Raw genomic sequence first — 16,785 nt, forward strand, 5'->3', positions numbered from 1 at the left:
TAATTATACGCACTAACTTGAAGTGCGGGATGGAATTGTATTCTTAAGATTTTGTTAATTCAAGAAAAACTTACTTTTTGAAGACATTTGTCGAAAAACATATTGTAGAACTCCTAAAGGCTGGAGATGAGCGTGCTATAGGGTTATTATATGACAACTATGCAGATGCTCTGTATGGTGTTGCGATTAAAGTGACCCATGATGAGGAGCTTGCCCAAGACGTATTGCAAGAATCATTTGTCAAAATTTGGAAAAACGCACATAAGTATGACGCAGATAAAGCGCGTCTGTTTACCTGGCTTTTTAGAGTAGTTCAAAACACGGCTATAGACAAGGTGCGTAGTCGTAAAAGAAAAATGAATAAAGAAGTCCAAACAAACGATTCAAACGTATATCATTTACAGTCTACCTCGCTGGCAATAGAGCATATGGATATTCAAGAACATGCAAATGGACTTGAAGATAAATACAGAGTTGTAATTGATGCATTGTTTTTTCAAGGAATGACCCAGCAAGAGGCAAGTGAAGAGCTGAACATACCGTTAGGTACTGTGAAGTCTAGGTTAAAAATAGGCCTACGAGAACTGCGTAAACTGTTTGGAGTATTATTTTTTATGATCAGTATGTTATGAGTGATAGAGTTTCACAATTTTTAGAGAGCGATTTATTAGAGCGTTACCTTATGGGAACTACTTCGCCTATAGAGTCTCAGGAAGCTGAGCATTATATAGCTAAGTATCCAGAGGTGGAGCAGACTTATATAGAATTACAAGAAAACCTTGAGAATTATGCGGCATCCTATGCTGTAAAAGTTCCTGAGGAGTTGCGTGCTACAATCGTAAATGTAGCAAGGAATAAGCCTAAGCGTGCTTTGCCTATCCTTGCCATTACTGCATGTATGATTGCTGCATTTTTTGGGCTAGTTGCTATTATGATCTATAAGCAAAATCAAGAGTTGCTAGATGATAGAAGGTTTACATCAAACCTGCTTGAAAACTTAAATGATGATATCGTTTCAAACAGAGAGATGTTACAATCTGTAGAGGAGCAATTTATGATTCTTAATAATACCTCAACTCAGAAATATATTTTACAAGGTAATGTACGTGCACAGCGACTAGAGGCTGTTGCTTACGTTAACGAGCTAGAGCAGCGCTCATACATACACGTAAATACCTTGCCTGAGCTTCCAGATGAGCAAGTATACCAGATGTGGGCATCTGTAGATGGAACACTAGTTCCTTTAGATATTCTCAAGGTTACAAAAGATAACCTTGTAGAGATTCCTTATGAGGAACGTATGGCGAGTATTAATATTACGATAGAACCTAAGGGTGGGAGTAAAGAAGCAACACAAGCAAATGAAGTTGCTACTATAAGTTTTGAGAATAACTAAGCACTTTCCTTCCTTTAAAAAACTTTTACTTCAGAATGCCTTTCTGTATCTTTGTGCAAAATAATTGTCATGGAGTTACTATTAATAACACTAGCCCTTCTTGCACTATCTGTAGCAGGTATTGCAATCAAAATTTGGGCAAAAAAAGATGGTAAATTTGCAGGTACCTGCGCTAGTCAAAGTCCTTTTCTTAATAAGAGTGGTGAGGCTTGCGGTATGTGCGGTAAAATGCCCGAAGAAATGGGTGACTGTTCTGTAGAGAAATAAGACCTCTATCTGTTGGAACAAATTTTCACACTACTTTTTTATATATTTATAGGAGTCACGTTTATTAACGTGACTTTTTATGTTTTCTATTGGTTATTCGCTTTCGCGAAAATTTCTAATACCAATACAAGTTCGCTTCCTCCAGTTTCGGTAATAGTTTGTGCCAAAAACGAGTCGGCAAATCTTCAAAAAAATATCCCAAAAATACTATCTCAAGACTATCCAGAATTTGAAGTTATTTTAATTAATGATGCATCTTCTGATGATACAGAAGATATTATGGAAGCATTTAAACTGGCCAATGTAAATGTACAGCAGGTAAATGTGGTGAATAATGAGACTTTCTGGGGTAATAAAAAATATGCACTTACGCTTGGGATAAAACGAGCACAGTATAAGCACATGTTATTTACAGATGCAGATTGTGTTCCAGCATCAGATCACTGGCTGCGGCACATGGCTTCTTCCTTTAGTGAAGAAAAGGAAATTGTGTTAGGTTATGGAGCTTATGAGAAAATTAAAGGATCTTGGATTAATAAGCTTATAAGGTTTGAAACTTTGATGACTGCTTTGCAATATTTTAGTTGGGCAAAAGCAGGTAGGCCTTACATGGGCGTAGGTCGTAACCTAGCGTATACTTCAGATGTTTTTTATGAGCAAAAAGGATTTATCAACCATATTAAAATTCAAAGTGGTGATGATGATCTATTTGTAAACGAGGCAAGCACACGTAAGAATACAGCGATACAGTTTTCTCCAGAATCATTTACAATTTCTACGCCTAAGAAAACTTTTGCAAGTTGGATAACTCAAAAGCGCAGGCATATAAGCACTGCAGTACACTATAAATTTCTTGAGAAATCATTGCTAGCGCTATTTTATATAAGTCAGTGTTTGTTCTTGGTAGGAGCAATTGCCCTTCTTATAACTCAGTTTAATTGGCAATGGGTAGCGCTCATTATTGGTGTGCGTTATTTATGTGCATGGATTACTGTAGGTTGTAGCGCTGCGCGTTTGCAAGAAAAAGATTTGACTTATTTATACCCTATTTACGAGATTACGTTGGTATGTGTGCAAATGAGTATCTTTATCAGTAACCTTATCACAAAACCCACACGGTGGAAGTAACCCCCGAAAAAATTATTCTAGAAATATCCCGAGCAAAAGAAGGAAAGCAAAGTGCTTTCAATTTTTTGCTTAATTCCTTTTGGAGTGAAGTATATGGATTCCAACTCAAGCGAACTAAAAACGCTTATGACGCAGAGGATATTACCATCCAGACGTTTTCCAAAGCTTTCTCAAAAATGGATACTTATAAAGAAGAGTATAGGTTTGCCACATGGTTAATTACTATATCAAAAAATATACACATTGATATAATTCGGAAGAAGGAGTCTTCTATACGATCTCATATTTCTGATCGTGATGACGAGCGAGTAAAGAAAGTTGCAGACTTAAATCCATCTCCAGAAGATGTACTCATAAAGGAGCAGAATTTATCTGAATTACTAGCTTATATTAAAACCTTAAAGCCTCATTATCAAGAAATCATTAATTTGCGTTACTTTCAAGAAATGAGCTATAAAGAAATGGCAGAGTATCTTGAAGAGCCTATGAGTAATGTAAAAGTCAAGCTTCTACGTGCTCGTAGATTACTCGCAGATGTAATTAAAAAGGAAGATAATTGAAAGCTATACCCTTTAAAAAGTTAGGGCCAGGATTATTATTTGCTGGTGCAGCTATTGGGGTTTCTCATCTTGTACAAAGCACCAGAGCAGGCGCCGATTTTGGCTTTGGTCTATTGTGGGCTTTGATTCTTGTCAATATTATAAAATATCCCTTCTTTCAGTTTGGGCCTAGGTATGCCTCGGCAACTGGGAATAGTTTGTTAGTTGGGTATATGAAGTTAGGCAAACCTGTTTTGTGGGTTTATTTCTTTTTGACGCTAGCTACTATGTTTACAATTCAGACAGCAGTAACCATTGTAACTGCAGGAATAGCTGTTCAGCTTTTTGGAATAACTAATGACGTAGCGATATGGAGTGTCGCAATTACAATACTGTGTGCTGCAATACTAGCAATAGGAAAGTATAGGATTCTCGATAAACTAATGAAGGTGATTATTATCACACTCACTATAAGTACGCTGGTGGCTGTCTTTTTTGCTTTTCGCGAAAGCGTAACTAATCAAGGAATGGGAACTCCGGCAAACTTGCTCCAAATTATACCAACCGAAGGAGCAGCTGTGGCATTTCTAATTGCCTTTATGGGGTGGATGCCAGCGCCACTTGATATTTCTATATGGCATTCATTATGGACACTAGAAAAGAGAGATACGGGTAAGGATGCAATGCGCAATTCAATTTTTGACTTTAATATAGGTTATGCTGGTGCGGTAGTGCTGGGTATTTGCTTTATGACTTTAGGAGCGTTAGTCATGTTTGGCACTGGAGAGACTTTTTCTCCAAGGGGAGGTGTTTTTGCAGGCCAACTTATCAATATGTATACAGCAAGTCTGGGAGACTGGGCAACCTTGCTTATTGGTGTGGCTGCATTTACAACAATGTTTAGCACCACACTTACTACATTAGATGCGTCTCCTAGAGCGCTAGAAGCTACCACCTCATTATTGGGTTTTGGTTTTAAAAAACGAGGGTACTTGTTTTATTTAATCGTCTTAATTCTTGGAACCTGTGGCATATTATTTTTATTAATAAGCGAGATGGGAGCTCTTGTGAAAGTGGCGACCATATTATCTTTTCTTACGGCTCCGTTTTATGCCATTTGCAACTATTTATCATTTAAGGACGAAAGTATTCCTGAAGAAGCGAGGCTCTCTAAAGGCATGGATTTGCTTAGTATTGTGAGTATAATTGCTTTGTTAGGCTTCAGCATCTGGTATGTTATTACATTGTTTTAATATGCTGAGGCTTTTTTAACCTTTAAAATGACGTTGCAACTTTCATTTTAAATTGTATCTAAGTTATATCTTTGCCTCTTATGCAATTTGACTTACTTACAACAGATCCTGCATCTCAAGCGAGAGCAGGAAAACTTACAACAGATCACGGTGTCATTGAGACGCCTATTTTTATGCCCGTAGGTACGGTAGCATCTGTAAAGGGTGTACACCAGCGCGAGCTTAGAGAAGATATTAATCCAGATATTATATTAGGTAATACTTATCATTTGTACTTACGTCCTAAGATGGACATTATGCAGAAGGCAGGTGGATTACATAAGTTTATGAACTGGGATCGACCTATTCTTACAGATAGTGGTGGGTATCAAGTATATTCATTGTCTAATAGGCGTAAGATTAAGGAGGAAGGAGTGCGTTTTAAGTCTCACGTAGATGGGTCTATGCACTTATTTACACCAGAAAATGTGATGGAAATTCAGCGCCAGATAGGTGCAGATATTATGATGGCATTTGATGAGTGTACGCCATATCCATGTGATTACCGATATGCAAAGAGGTCTATGCATATGACGCATAGATGGCTAGATCGTTGTATTAATCATTTTAATAAAATTCCAGCATTATACGGTCATGAGCAAGCATTATTTCCTATTGTACAAGGAAGTACGTATAAGGACTTAAGAGCTCAATCTGCCGAATATATTGCAAATGCAGGTGCTTTTGGAAATGCTATAGGTGGACTCTCTGTAGGAGAGCCAGCAGAAGAAATGTATGGGATGACAGAGGTTGTAACTGCTATCTTACCTAAGGATAAACCTAGATATTTAATGGGAGTAGGTACTCCTATAAATATTTTAGAGAATATTGCGTTAGGTGTAGATATGTTTGACTGTGTGATGCCTACAAGAAATGCTCGTAACGGAATGTTATTTACTGCCTACGGTAGTATAAACATTAAAAACCTGAAATGGGAGGATGATTTTTCTCCTATAGATGAAATGGGACTTACTTGGGTAGATACAGAATATAGTAAAGCCTATCTTCGTCACCTGTTTAAATGTCATGAGTTATTAGGAATGCAAATCGCAACCATTCACAATTTAGGATTTTACATGTGGCTAGTGCGTGAAGCTCGCAAGCATATTATTGCAGGAGACTTTGTGACTTGGAAAGAAATGATGGTAAAACAAATGGATAATCGTTTATAATTGAAGATTTTAGATTGGTATATAGTAAAGCGATACATCGGGACATTTGTCACGATGCTTGTGCTGTTTATACCTATAGGTATCATTGTAAACCTTGCAGAGAAGATTGATAAAATCTTGGCAAACGAAGTTCCTTTTGGTGAGGTGGCTTTATATTATCTCAATTTTACAATATACTTTGCAAATCTTCTTTTTCCTTTATTTCTGTTTTTGTCGGTCATTTGGTTTACCTCAAAACTAGCAAACAATACGGAGGTTATTGCCTTCTTGAGTAGTGGAGTATCCTTTTATAGATTCTTAAGACCATATATAATAGGGGCGACCATAGTTTGTGCAGGTGCTTTTTTCTTAGGGACTTATCTTGCTCCTCGTGCAAATAAAGGCTACAACGAATTCATTTTTGAATATCTAAAGAAGAATAAAAAAGATCGAGATACACAAAACGTTTATCGACAGATTGATACAGGAGATTATATCTATGTAAGCAGTTTTACACCACGTACTAAGACTGGGCGTAATTTTACTTGGGAGCATTTTGAAGGCAATAAGATGACTTACAAAATGAGTGCTACACGTATTAGATATAATGAAGAGGATACCACATACACCTTAAATAGTTTTAAGAAGAGAACGATTACAGAGAACGGTGATATACTTGAAAGTAAAGCAAAATTAGATACGGTATTCAATTTTGATATGGATGATCTCACGCCTGTAGAATATATTGCAGAAACCTTGAGTACTCCAGAATTAAGAGAATTTATAGCTAAAGAAAAATCAAGAGGATCTTCTTACATAAGTCGTTATGAAGTGACCTTGCAAAAGCGCTATAGTTTACCCGTCGCAGCATACATTCTCACAATTATAGCAGTAGCTGTAAGCGCTATGAAGCGTCGTGGAGGGATGGGTATCAACCTTGCCTTTGGAATTGTGCTTGCTTTTGTTTTTATATTCTTTGATAAAGTTTTTGGAACACTTGCAGAACAATCAGATTTTCCACCGTTAATTGCTGTGTGGACACCTAACATACTTTTTGCTATACTAGCAGTATATCTTCTACGCAATGCAAAACGATAAGCTTAAGGCATACCTTCATTTTCACCTCATAGTATTTATTTGGGGATTTACAGCAGTACTTGGAGCACTTATAACTATAGATGCTGTTCCACTAGTATGGTTTAGAATGGGGCTTGCAAGTATATTTATATTTGCTTTTATAAAGTTTCGTGGAGTATCTCTCGCTGTACCACGTAAAACACTAATAGGTTTTGCAATTGCAGGGCTAGTCATTGCGGTGCACTGGCTTACTTTCTTTGGAGCTATTAAGGAATCTAATGTTTCTATTACCCTTGCAATGATGAGTACAGGAGCATTCTTTACAGCTTTACTCGAACCCATATTTTATAAGCGTAAAGTAATCTGGTATGAGTTACTTTTTGGAGCTATCGTTGTAGGTGCACTATATGTTATTTTTGAAGTAGAGACAGCATATCAGACTGGTATATTGCTAGCTTTGCTATCTGCATTTTTATCGGCAGTATTTACGTTGATAAATGGGAAGTTTATAGAAAATCATCATCCTACAAAAATATCTTTTTACGAGTTACTCATCGGGAGTCTGTGTGTGACAGTCTATCTTGTGGTTGCAAGGCCAGATACATTCTTTTCTGCACAGTTTTTTGCTCTACCTACTATGGATTGGGTTTATATAGGGGTACTTTCCTCTGTATGTACAGCATATGCCTTTATAGCGGCTGTAGCGGTAATGAAACATTTAAGTCCGTATACAATCATGCTTACCATTAATCTTGAACCAGTATATGGAATATTACTAGCCTTTCTAGTGCTAGGAGATGCAGAACAAATGAGTACAGAATTTTACTATGGCGCGCTTGTAATACTCGCTGTAGTTATTGCTAATGGAGTGCTTAAGAATAGTAAAAAATTCAAGGCTGTTAAAGAGGCTTGAGTCTCTTAAGAAAACCATTATATTTGTAGACTATACCTAACCGAAAGTAAAGCGCCTTTGCGCGTCTTAAAACCTTGAGAATGGAATATTTAGATTTCGAATTACCCATCAAAGAGCTTGAAGAGCAACTGGAAAAATGTGCCTTAATAGGCCAAGAGAGTGATGTAGACGTTACCCAGACTTGTAAGCAAATAGAAAAAAAACTAGCCGCAGCCAAAAAGGATATTTATAAAAATCTTACCGCTTGGCAGCGTGTTCAATTATCAAGACACCCTAATCGTCCTTATACATTAGATTACATAAACGCTATCTGTGGTGATACCTTTTTAGAGCTTCATGGAGATCGTAACGTAAAAGATGATAAAGCAATGATAGGTGGTCTAGGAAAGATAGGTGATCAGTCATTTATGTTCATTGGCCAGCAGAAGGGATATAATACAAAAACAAGACAGTACCGTAACTTCGGTATGGCAAACCCAGAAGGATATCGTAAGGCGTTACGCCTTATGAAAAGTGCTGAAAAGTTTGGAGTACCTGTAGTTTCTATTGTAGATACACCAGGAGCATACCCAGGTCTAGAAGCAGAAGAGCGTGGACAAGGAGAAGCTATCGCTCGTAATATTCTTGAGATGACACGTCTTAAAGTGCCTATTATCGTAATAATTATAGGTGAAGGAGCAAGTGGTGGAGCCTTAGGAATAGGAGTTGGTAATAAAGTATTGATGCTTGAGAATACTTGGTACTCTGTAATATCACCAGAGTCATGTTCTTCAATTTTATGGAGAAGCTGGGAGTATAAAGAACAAGCAGCAGAGGCTTTAAAACTTACTGCTACAGATATGAAAAAACAAAAGCTTATTGATGAGATTGTAAAGGAACCATTAGGTGGAGCACATGCAAATCGTCCAGAGGCTTTTCTTACTGTAAAAGAATCAATATTAAAAGCTTTTGACGAATTTAAGAACTTATCACCAACAGAACTGGTGGAACAAAGGATGAATAAATATTCAGAAATGGGAGTCTTCAAAGGCTAACAAGACCTTTTTCACTTGATGCCATAATCCGCGCTTTTCCAGTGCGGATTTTTTTACCCTTATTAACAATATTTTCTAGTTATTAACAGTTCAATTGTTAATGACCTGTGAGTACTACGCTTTCGCGAAAGCGTATCTCGCATAACTATTTATTTACTTTCGTAGCTATGGAACAAACTAAGCCGAAGCCAGCATATAACACTTCTAAAGGTCAAGTAATTAGCCTTGAAAAAGGGAAAATACCACCGCAAGCAATTGATCTTGAGGTTGTTGTGCTTGGTGCGCTTATGATTGACAAGAAAGGTGTAGATGAAGTAATTGACATCCTATCACCAGAGGTTTTTTATAAAGATCAGCATAGACATATTTTTGAGGCGATAAGAGTGCTCTTTGAAGAAGGGCAACCAGTCGACTTATTAACTGTTTCTGAACAACTTAAGAAGATGGGTAAGCTGGATGTAGCTGGAGGTGATTATTACCTTATCCAACTCACTCAAAAAGTAGCTTCTTCTGCCCACATAGAGTATCACGCTCGTATCATCTTACAGAAGTTTATACAGCGTTCACTCATTAAAATTTCTAATGAAATTATTGAAGAGGCGTATGATGAAACTACAGATGTATTTGATCTTCTAGATACTGCAGAAACAAAACTGTATGAGGTAACTCAAGGAAACGTAAAACGTAGTTCTGAGAGTGCTCAGAACCTTGTAATACAAGCAAAAAAGCGAATTGAAGAGATAGCAAATCAAGAGGGATTATCAGGTATTCCTACTGGTTTTCATAAGGTAGATGAGCTTACCTCTGGATGGCAACCATCAGATTTAATTATCGTTGCAGCTCGTCCAGGTATGGGTAAAACAGCGATGACACTTACGATGGCTCGTAACATGGCGGTAGATCAAAATATACCGGTAGCATTCTTCTCACTGGAGATGTCTTCTGTACAGTTGATTACTCGTTTGATTTCGTCAGAAACGGGATTATCTTCAGAAAAACTAAGAACAGGAAAGTTAGAGAAGCACGAATGGGAGCAGCTCAATGTGAAAGTAAAAAGCTTAGAGAAAGCTCCTTTATTTATTGATGATACACCATCGCTTTCTATTTTTGACTTACGTGCAAAGGCAAGACGTCTCGCATCACAGTTTGGGATTAAAATAATAATGATTGATTACCTGCAGTTAATGACGGGTGGTTCTTCTCAAAAGGGTGGAGGTAACCGAGAGCAAGAAATCTCGATGATTTCTCGTAACCTTAAAGCACTTGCAAAGGAACTCTCTATACCGGTAATTGCACTGTCACAGCTATCACGTGCGGTGGAGACGCGTGGAGGTAGTAAAAGGCCTTTACTTTCTGACCTTCGTGAATCTGGAGCGATCGAGCAGGATGCAGATATTGTATCTTTTATCTACCGTCCAGAATACTATAAAATTGAAGAGTGGGATGATGATGAACGCAGCCCAACAGAAGGACAAGGAGAGTTTATTGTAGCAAAGCACCGTAACGGTGGTCTTGATAACATACGTCTTAAGTTCGTTGGTCACTTAGGTAAGTTTGACAACCTTGATGACTTTTCTACGCCATACGAGTTTGCAAGTAGTATGAATGCTGCCGCAAATGATGATACTTTTAATCCTAATGCACTACCTAGTGCAGATGATGCCTTTGGAGGCCCACCACCAGGACTCCCAAGTGAGAATGAGGATGATGATGTTCCTTTTTAATTTCAGATGATTAGTCTCAAAATATCTTTGATTCTTTGAACAATCTTTTCAATAATCAAAGATATTTTTGAATGTAATAAACGATGTATGTTATTTGATAAAGAAAATAATAAATTTCCTTATTCATCAAGTCGCAAAAGAGCAAAAGAAAATGCTGAATTATATGAAAAAGAATTGAAGCATAAAATGGAATCAAGTAGGATTACTTTGAAAAGTATTTATTTACTTTTTCTATTTGTTTTTATTTTGGGATTTATAATCTGGGGTGTAGATAATTTTAACGTCAATTATTTTTTGAAAAATTCTGAACGAACAAAAGCTAAGGTATTAGATGTAGTTCAACATCGTGATATAAATGCTTCAGGATGGGGCTCAGCAGCCTATGACTATTACAATTTAAAACTAAAATATGTTGTAAACACAGATACACTATCTGCAATTGTCAAATTCGAAACATATCAAAATTCTACTTATTTAAATGAGATACCAAAAATCGGCGATTCATTATATATACTATATGTAGTAAAGGAACCTTATAAAGTTCGTTTAGAAAATTGATATTTTATGATCCCGTCAGGATATTTTGTGGCACCTTTCTTGTCATAACAATTCCGTAATTTCAACGTTATAAAATTGACAATGAAGAAACTACTTATTTTATCCTTTTTGATATTGAATTTCGCTTTCGCGAAAGCGTCATATATCCTTATTCCTATGGATATAGAGACTCAAAGGGAGCATCTTAAAGCATATGGAATCACGTACTGGTCACTTGATAAAAACCAAAAAGTAAAGTGGTTACTTAACTATAGAGGCGGCTCTTTCTTGCTGCCAGATACCGAAGAGGTACGTCGCGAGTGCACCATACGTGGTGTCTCTTATGAAGTATTATCAGACTCACAAACGGAACAAATTCTTACAGAGATTGCGAGTCCTTCTCAAAATATGGAAGCTGTCGTGCTAGAAAAAGCGCCTAAAATTGCCGTGTACACACCAGATAGTAAAGTGCCTTGGGATGATGCCGTGACAATGGTGCTTACCTATGCAGAGATTCCTTATACTACTATTTACGATACAGAAGTACTAAGTGATCAGCTTATTTTATATGATTGGTTACACTTACATCACGAAGATTTTACGGGGCAGTTTGGAAAATTTTATGGCTCTTACCGAGCCTCGCCTTGGTATATAGAAGAGAAAAAAGCAGCCGAAGCACTTGCTACCAAACTAGGTTATGATAAAGTCTCAAAGGAAAAAGGCGATGTAGCTCTTAAAATACGAGACTATGTTGTGGGTGGAGGCTTTATGTTTGCCATGTGTAGTGCAACAGATAGCTTCGATATTGCCCTCTCTGCCGAGGGAGTAGATATTTGCGAGCCAATGTTTGATGGAGATCCTAGCGAACCAGGATATACTTCAAAAATAGACTTCCAGAAAACATTTGCTTTTAAAAACTATACCCTAGAGCGTTCTCCTACTACGTACGAGTTTTCGTCTATTGATATGACGCGCAAGCGTAAGATTCCTTTTCAAACAGATTATTTTACCTTAAAAGATTATAGTGCAAAATGGGATCCTATTCCTACGATGCTTTGTCAAAATCATACTGCACTTGTAAAAGGCTTTATGGGACAGACTACCAGTTATGATCCAGAGACTATCAAGTCTAATGTGTTAGTAATGGGTGAAAACCTTACTAATGGTGAAGCAAGATATATTCATGGGATTAAAGGGAAAGGATTCTTTACTTTTTATGGAGGTCACGATCCAGAAGATTACCAGCACAGAGTAGGTGATCCTAAGACAGAGTTAGAGCTGCATCCTAACTCGCCTGGTTATCGTTTGATTTTAAATAACGTACTGTTTCCAGCAGCACGCAAGAAAAAACAAAAAACCTAATAACATTGAGTAGAGTATTTATCATACTATTTGCAATAGCCTTAGTGTCTGTCTCTGATGCTCCAGAGCGACTTGCTTGGCATAGCGAGCGAGTGCTGCAATGGTCAGATTTTAAAGGAACACCAGATTCTTTAGAACGATGGGCTGCTAGTTCTAGCACAGGTCTTAGTCAGGGATATGCTTCTAACAGCGATGGTTATATAGACAAAGAAAGTCTTACAGTCACGGCTCATTTCTATCCGGAGTATTCATGGGTGCGACATCAAGAAAAGAGTAAGCATCTTCTGGCTCATGAGCAAACACATTTTAATATTACAGAAGTGTATGCACGTAAGCTTGAAGATAAAGTAGCCGCGTTTAAGTTTACATCAAATAGTCTTGAAGAAATAAAAATGCTTTATAAAGAATTAGAGGAAGAGCGTATCGCTACTCAGCAATTATTTGATAAAGAGACAAACCACTCGATTGACCATATGAAAGAAGTACAGTGGGAGCTTAAAGTTGCAAGATGGTTAAGAGGAGATTTTGAAGAATAGAAAACTAAATACACATTCTAACACATAAAAAAACTGGATTCTCATTCTTGAGAATCCAGTTTTCTGTTTCTTAGCCTAAAGCCTAAAGCCTAAAGTTTATGCTTAGTTGTAGAAAGGTACTTCTACACGAGCATTACCCCACGCCATGTGAAGGTGAGCTCCTTGATCTACAGGTGTGAATTCCATTCCAAAATACTCAATAGACTCATCTGCTTGTGTTACTGGAACCGTGATACGAGCTACATCATTTGCTTCTTTGTAAAAGTAAGATCCCCATACATTCAGATCAGAGCTTAAAATGATGGTCCACTCAGCACCATTAGGCATTGCATACATTGTGTACGTTCCTGCTTTTACTGGCGTCGTTCCTAGTTTCATATCCTTGTAAAGAGTAATCTCTGCTGCTTCATTTGCACCTAGTCTCCATACTTTACCGTCTGGAGCAAGTTTAGAAAGCTCACGCTCTTTAAGTTGAGGGCGGCTATATGTTACTTTTACTAGCTTATTTGATTCCTTGTAATTAGATGGAAAAGCCGCTTGATCCATTGGGCTTTTATCTACATTAAAATCTTGTGCAGTTACAGAGGGTGCAGCAACAAATGCTAGTGCCACCATAGCAGTCATAAAAAACTTTTTCATAATAGTAATTGTGTTTAAGAGTTAATTAGTCTTGAAATAGCTCTCAAGGCTCCTTCAAAGTTATGCTGTAAGTCTCACAAAAGTGCTAAAACTTTCAAAATGTTTTAGAAGTACGCTTTCGCGAAAGCGTATACCTTCATATTAATACGTTTAATAGATTTATAGTTATAATATGTAACTGTAATTGATGTAATTGTTTTATTAAAGGAAGTATAATTGCATATTTGGCTTATCAATAACAATAAATATATAAAATCATGTGTGGAATTGTATGTGCCTTTGATCTCAAGGAGAAAGCCGAAGATTTACGTCCTCAATTATTAGAAATGTCAAAAAAAATCCGCCACAGAGGACCGGATTGGAATGGGGTTTTTAATAATGATAAAGCCATCATGACACACGAACGTCTGTCTATAGTAGATCCAGCTTCTGGAAAGCAACCGTTATTTTCAAAAGATAAGAGTCTAGTACTTGCGGCAAATGGAGAGATATATAACCATAAGGAATTACGTGAGACATTAACTGGAGATTACGAGTTTCAAACAGCATCAGATTGTGAGATCATACTCGCACTTTATAAAGAGCACGGTCACGACTTTTGTGATAAGCTCAACGGGATTTTTGGCTTTGCGTTATATGACGTAGCCAAAGATGAATATTTTGTAGCCCGTGATCACATGGGAATTATTCCACTCTATATGGGATGGGATCAGCACGGGACTTTTTATGTAGCTTCTGAGTTAAAGGCACTAGAAGGTGTTTGTTCTAAGATAGAATTATTTCCTCCAGGACATTATTACTCTAGTGTAACAGGAGAGCTTACACGCTGGTACTCTCGTGACTGGATGGAATATGATAACGTAAAAGATAACGAGTCAAGTATAGAAGAGTTACACGATGCACTTGCGGCATCTATAAAACGCCAACTTATGAGTGATGTGCCTTATGGGGTATTGCTTTCTGGAGGTCTAGACTCATCAATCACGAGTGCAGTTGCAAAGCTATATGCAGAAAAGCGTATAGAATCTGGTGATGAGCAAGCTGCATGGTGGCCACAACTACACTCTTTTAGTATAGGACTCAAGGGTTCTCCAGATCTAGCAGCTGCTCAGGTGGTAGCAGATCATATAGGGACAGTACATCACCCTATTGAGTTTACGATACAAGAAGGGCTAGATGCTATACGTGATGTAATCTATCATCTAGAAACATATGATATCACCACGATAAGAGCGAGTACGCCTATGTACTTAATGGCTCGCGTGATTAAATCTATGGGAGTAAAAATGGTACTCTCAGGAGAAGGAGCAGATGAGATTTTTGGAGGATATCTATACTTCCATAAAGCACCAAATGCAAAAGAGTTTCATGAGGAGACTGTGCGTAAACTAGATAAGTTACACATGTATGACTGTCTACGTGCAAATAAATCACTTGCAGCCTGGGGAATAGAAGGACGTGTTCCTTTCTTAGATAAAGAATTTATGGATGTCGCTATGCGTCTTAACCCTCAAGATAAAATGATTACTAAGGAGCGTAAGATGGAAAAGTGGATCTTGCGTAAAGCCTTTGAAAAGTATTTACCAGAGAGTGTAGCCTGGAGACAGAAAGAGCAGTTCTCAGACGGTGTAGGTTATTCATGGATTGATAGTCTTAAGGAAGTAGTAGATGAAGCTGTGAGTGCTACCCAAATGGAGAACGCTCATCATAGATTCCCTATCCATACGCCTCAAAACAAAGAAGAGTTTTACTACCGTACTATTTTTGAAGAGCACTTCCCAAGTGATGCTGCAGCGCGCTGTGTGCCGTCTGTGCCAAGTGTAGCTTGTAGTACACCCACAGCACTAGAATGGGATGAAGCTTTTAAAAACATGAATGATCCATCAGGTAGAGCGGTAGCTTTTGTACATGATGATGCTTATTAAGAATATGTAAATTGTTAAATAGAAAAACCGCTTTATCTTAAAGGATAAAGCGGTTTTTTAATGTGTGAAATTGAAAGGCTTTTATTTAATCAATACTCACTTTATTAATAGTAAATTTCATATCTCCTAGAGGACCTGTAATTTCATTAATTCTAGAGTTGGTGTAGTATAAATCATTTTTGTAAATACTAAAGGTATCTGCCCAGCGCACTTGGTCACCTTCAATAAGTGTAGAAATCTCTTTAGTGTTAGTATCCATTTTCATCACCTTGTTATTTTCTAAGTCGGCGAAGTAAAGGTTATTAGCATCATCAAGTATCATCCCGTCTGGTGCGCTCGTTTTTTTAACTAAAGAGACGCTATTTTCTATCTCTTTTTCTGTGCCATTAATAAGAGTAGCTGTTGGGATTGCATATAAGCTGTAACCACTCAGTGCGTGGTAATACAAAATGTCATTATTTACATCTAATGCAATACCATCAGAATGTACTGTGTTCTCCCAAGTACTGCCATCAGGAAAAGTAAGTTGGCTTACTTCAGCTAGTGTTGAGGTGTGCTCATTTAAAACTCTTTTAGATTCTCCAGACTCAAGGTCTAAAATTACAAGTCCTGCATGTCCAGAGTCTGTAAAGTAAGCCTTATTGTTTTTTGCATCTATACGCACATCGTTTATGTATGAGTCTTTATGGATGCTACTTTCTGTAATAGTGTAGGTGCGTTTCAATGAGTTTGTAGTTAAGTCAAATACAAAGATTTTTGGGTTGTCAATCACACCACTAAACAATGGATTACGAGTATCCACTACATATAAATCATTATTGAAAGCGACTACAGATTGTACCGCTACAAAAAGCGAATCATTAACTTCTTTTCCATCTTCCCATGTATTCCACTGTTCGTTAGGGAATGCAGCCGACTCATTATTTTCTAATACTTCAACTACAGAGTTTTCAACACCTTTTCTCCATCTTGGGAAATTAGCAAATATTCTTCCCTCATTACTTACCGTGACACCTGTAACTTGTTGTCCCGTAAAAGAAGCTACTTTAGTGATTACTGGGCTTTCTTGAGTTTTTTGTACTTCTTTTGTTTCTGTAGTGTTCTTGCAGCTTATTATAGAAAATATAACTAGCAGCGATAGTATTGTTTTATTCATGATATGAGTTTTATAATGTATGGTACTTCTTTAACCTTGCAAAGATAGTACGGCTATTTACGCCTAGCGAATAGAAAGTGTTAGGCTTATTATAAAATTCAAGAAACCT

At 37.3% G+C, this 16,785-nt stretch carries 17 protein-coding genes; 15 read left to right on the top strand and 2 right to left on the bottom strand.

Going from position 1 to position 16,785, the window contains the following annotated elements:
• Positions 1-77: 77 nt before the first annotated feature.
• From ACJJVU_RS04970 to ACJJVU_RS05035, 14 genes are all read left to right on the top strand, one after another.
• Positions 78-632 (top strand): RNA polymerase sigma factor, encoded by a 555-nt coding sequence (locus ACJJVU_RS04970; protein WP_298329007.1) that lies wholly within the window; start codon positions 78-80, stop codon positions 630-632.
• Positions 629-1,396 carry an anti-sigma factor domain-containing protein gene (locus tag ACJJVU_RS04975; RefSeq protein WP_405222914.1) on the top strand — a complete coding sequence of 256 codons (768 nt, stop codon included), beginning with the start codon at positions 629-631 and terminating at the stop codon, positions 1,394-1,396. Before ACJJVU_RS04970 ends, ACJJVU_RS04975 begins: the two co-directional genes overlap by 4 nt.
• Positions 1,397-1,465: 69 nt before the next feature.
• Positions 1,466-1,663 (top strand): hypothetical protein, encoded by a 198-nt coding sequence (locus ACJJVU_RS04980; protein ID WP_013751282.1) that lies wholly within the window; start codon positions 1,466-1,468, stop codon positions 1,661-1,663.
• 12 nt (positions 1,664-1,675) lie between these two features.
• Entirely contained in the window at positions 1,676-2,791 is a 1,116-nt protein-coding gene (locus tag ACJJVU_RS04985; protein WP_405222918.1) for a glycosyltransferase, read from the top strand.
• Positions 2,782-3,351 (top strand): RNA polymerase sigma factor, encoded by a 570-nt coding sequence (locus ACJJVU_RS04990; protein WP_405222921.1) that lies wholly within the window; start codon positions 2,782-2,784, stop codon positions 3,349-3,351. Before ACJJVU_RS04985 ends, ACJJVU_RS04990 begins: the two co-directional genes overlap by 10 nt.
• Positions 3,348-4,583 carry an Nramp family divalent metal transporter gene (locus ACJJVU_RS04995; protein ID WP_405222924.1) on the top strand — a complete coding sequence of 412 codons (1,236 nt, stop codon included), beginning with the start codon at positions 3,348-3,350 and terminating at the stop codon, positions 4,581-4,583. Before ACJJVU_RS04990 ends, ACJJVU_RS04995 begins: the two co-directional genes overlap by 4 nt.
• Positions 4,584-4,663: 80 nt before the next feature.
• Positions 4,664-5,794, top strand: a complete 1,131-nt coding sequence (tgt, locus tag ACJJVU_RS05000) for a tRNA guanosine(34) transglycosylase Tgt (protein ID WP_108876903.1) — start codon at positions 4,664-4,666, stop codon at positions 5,792-5,794.
• Complete coding sequence (locus ACJJVU_RS05005) at positions 5,795-6,871, top strand: LptF/LptG family permease (RefSeq protein WP_298328993.1); 1,077 nt, start codon at positions 5,795-5,797, stop codon at positions 6,869-6,871.
• The gene (locus ACJJVU_RS05010; protein ID WP_339849978.1) at positions 6,858-7,763 is read left to right on the top strand and encodes a DMT family transporter; all 906 of its coding nucleotides are present in this window, start codon (positions 6,858-6,860) and stop codon (positions 7,761-7,763) included. Before ACJJVU_RS05005 ends, ACJJVU_RS05010 begins: the two co-directional genes overlap by 14 nt.
• A gap of 80 nt (positions 7,764-7,843) precedes the next feature.
• On the top strand, positions 7,844-8,797 hold the full coding sequence (locus ACJJVU_RS05015; protein WP_298328989.1) for an acetyl-CoA carboxylase carboxyltransferase subunit alpha: 954 nt from the start codon (positions 7,844-7,846) through the stop codon (positions 8,795-8,797).
• A 167-nt stretch (positions 8,798-8,964) separates the two neighbouring features.
• Entirely contained in the window at positions 8,965-10,521 is a 1,557-nt protein-coding gene (dnaB, locus tag ACJJVU_RS05020; RefSeq protein WP_298328985.1) for a replicative DNA helicase, read from the top strand.
• A gap of 87 nt (positions 10,522-10,608) precedes the next feature.
• On the top strand, positions 10,609-11,079 hold the full coding sequence (locus ACJJVU_RS05025; RefSeq protein WP_405222929.1) for a hypothetical protein: 471 nt from the start codon (positions 10,609-10,611) through the stop codon (positions 11,077-11,079).
• Positions 11,080-11,160: 81 nt separating this feature from the next.
• Positions 11,161-12,420, top strand: a complete 1,260-nt coding sequence (locus tag ACJJVU_RS05030; protein ID WP_405222932.1) for an asparagine synthetase B — start codon at positions 11,161-11,163, stop codon at positions 12,418-12,420.
• A 5-nt stretch (positions 12,421-12,425) separates the two neighbouring features.
• Positions 12,426-12,956, top strand: coding sequence for a hypothetical protein (locus ACJJVU_RS05035; RefSeq protein WP_405222935.1), 531 nt, complete (start codon positions 12,426-12,428; stop codon positions 12,954-12,956).
• Between the two features lie 102 nt (positions 12,957-13,058).
• On the opposite strand, the gene ACJJVU_RS05040 is transcribed toward ACJJVU_RS05035, so the two are convergent.
• A complete protein-coding gene (locus ACJJVU_RS05040; RefSeq protein WP_298328976.1) occupies positions 13,059-13,595 on the bottom strand; it encodes a DUF2911 domain-containing protein in 537 nt (178 codons plus the stop codon).
• 257 nt (positions 13,596-13,852) lie between these two features.
• Between ACJJVU_RS05040 and asnB the strand changes: the two genes are divergently transcribed.
• A complete protein-coding gene (asnB, locus tag ACJJVU_RS05045) occupies positions 13,853-15,520 on the top strand; it encodes an asparagine synthase B (RefSeq protein WP_298328973.1) in 1,668 nt (555 codons plus the stop codon).
• 85 nt (positions 15,521-15,605) lie between these two features.
• On the opposite strand, the gene ACJJVU_RS05050 is transcribed toward asnB, so the two are convergent.
• Entirely contained in the window at positions 15,606-16,676 is a 1,071-nt protein-coding gene (locus tag ACJJVU_RS05050) for an L-dopachrome tautomerase-related protein (protein WP_405222940.1), read from the bottom strand.
• Positions 16,677-16,785: the final 109 nt, after the last annotated feature.

The organism is Dokdonia sp. Asnod1-B02 (assembly GCF_045063955.1).
Classification (GTDB): Bacteria; Bacteroidota; Bacteroidia; order Flavobacteriales; family Flavobacteriaceae; genus Dokdonia.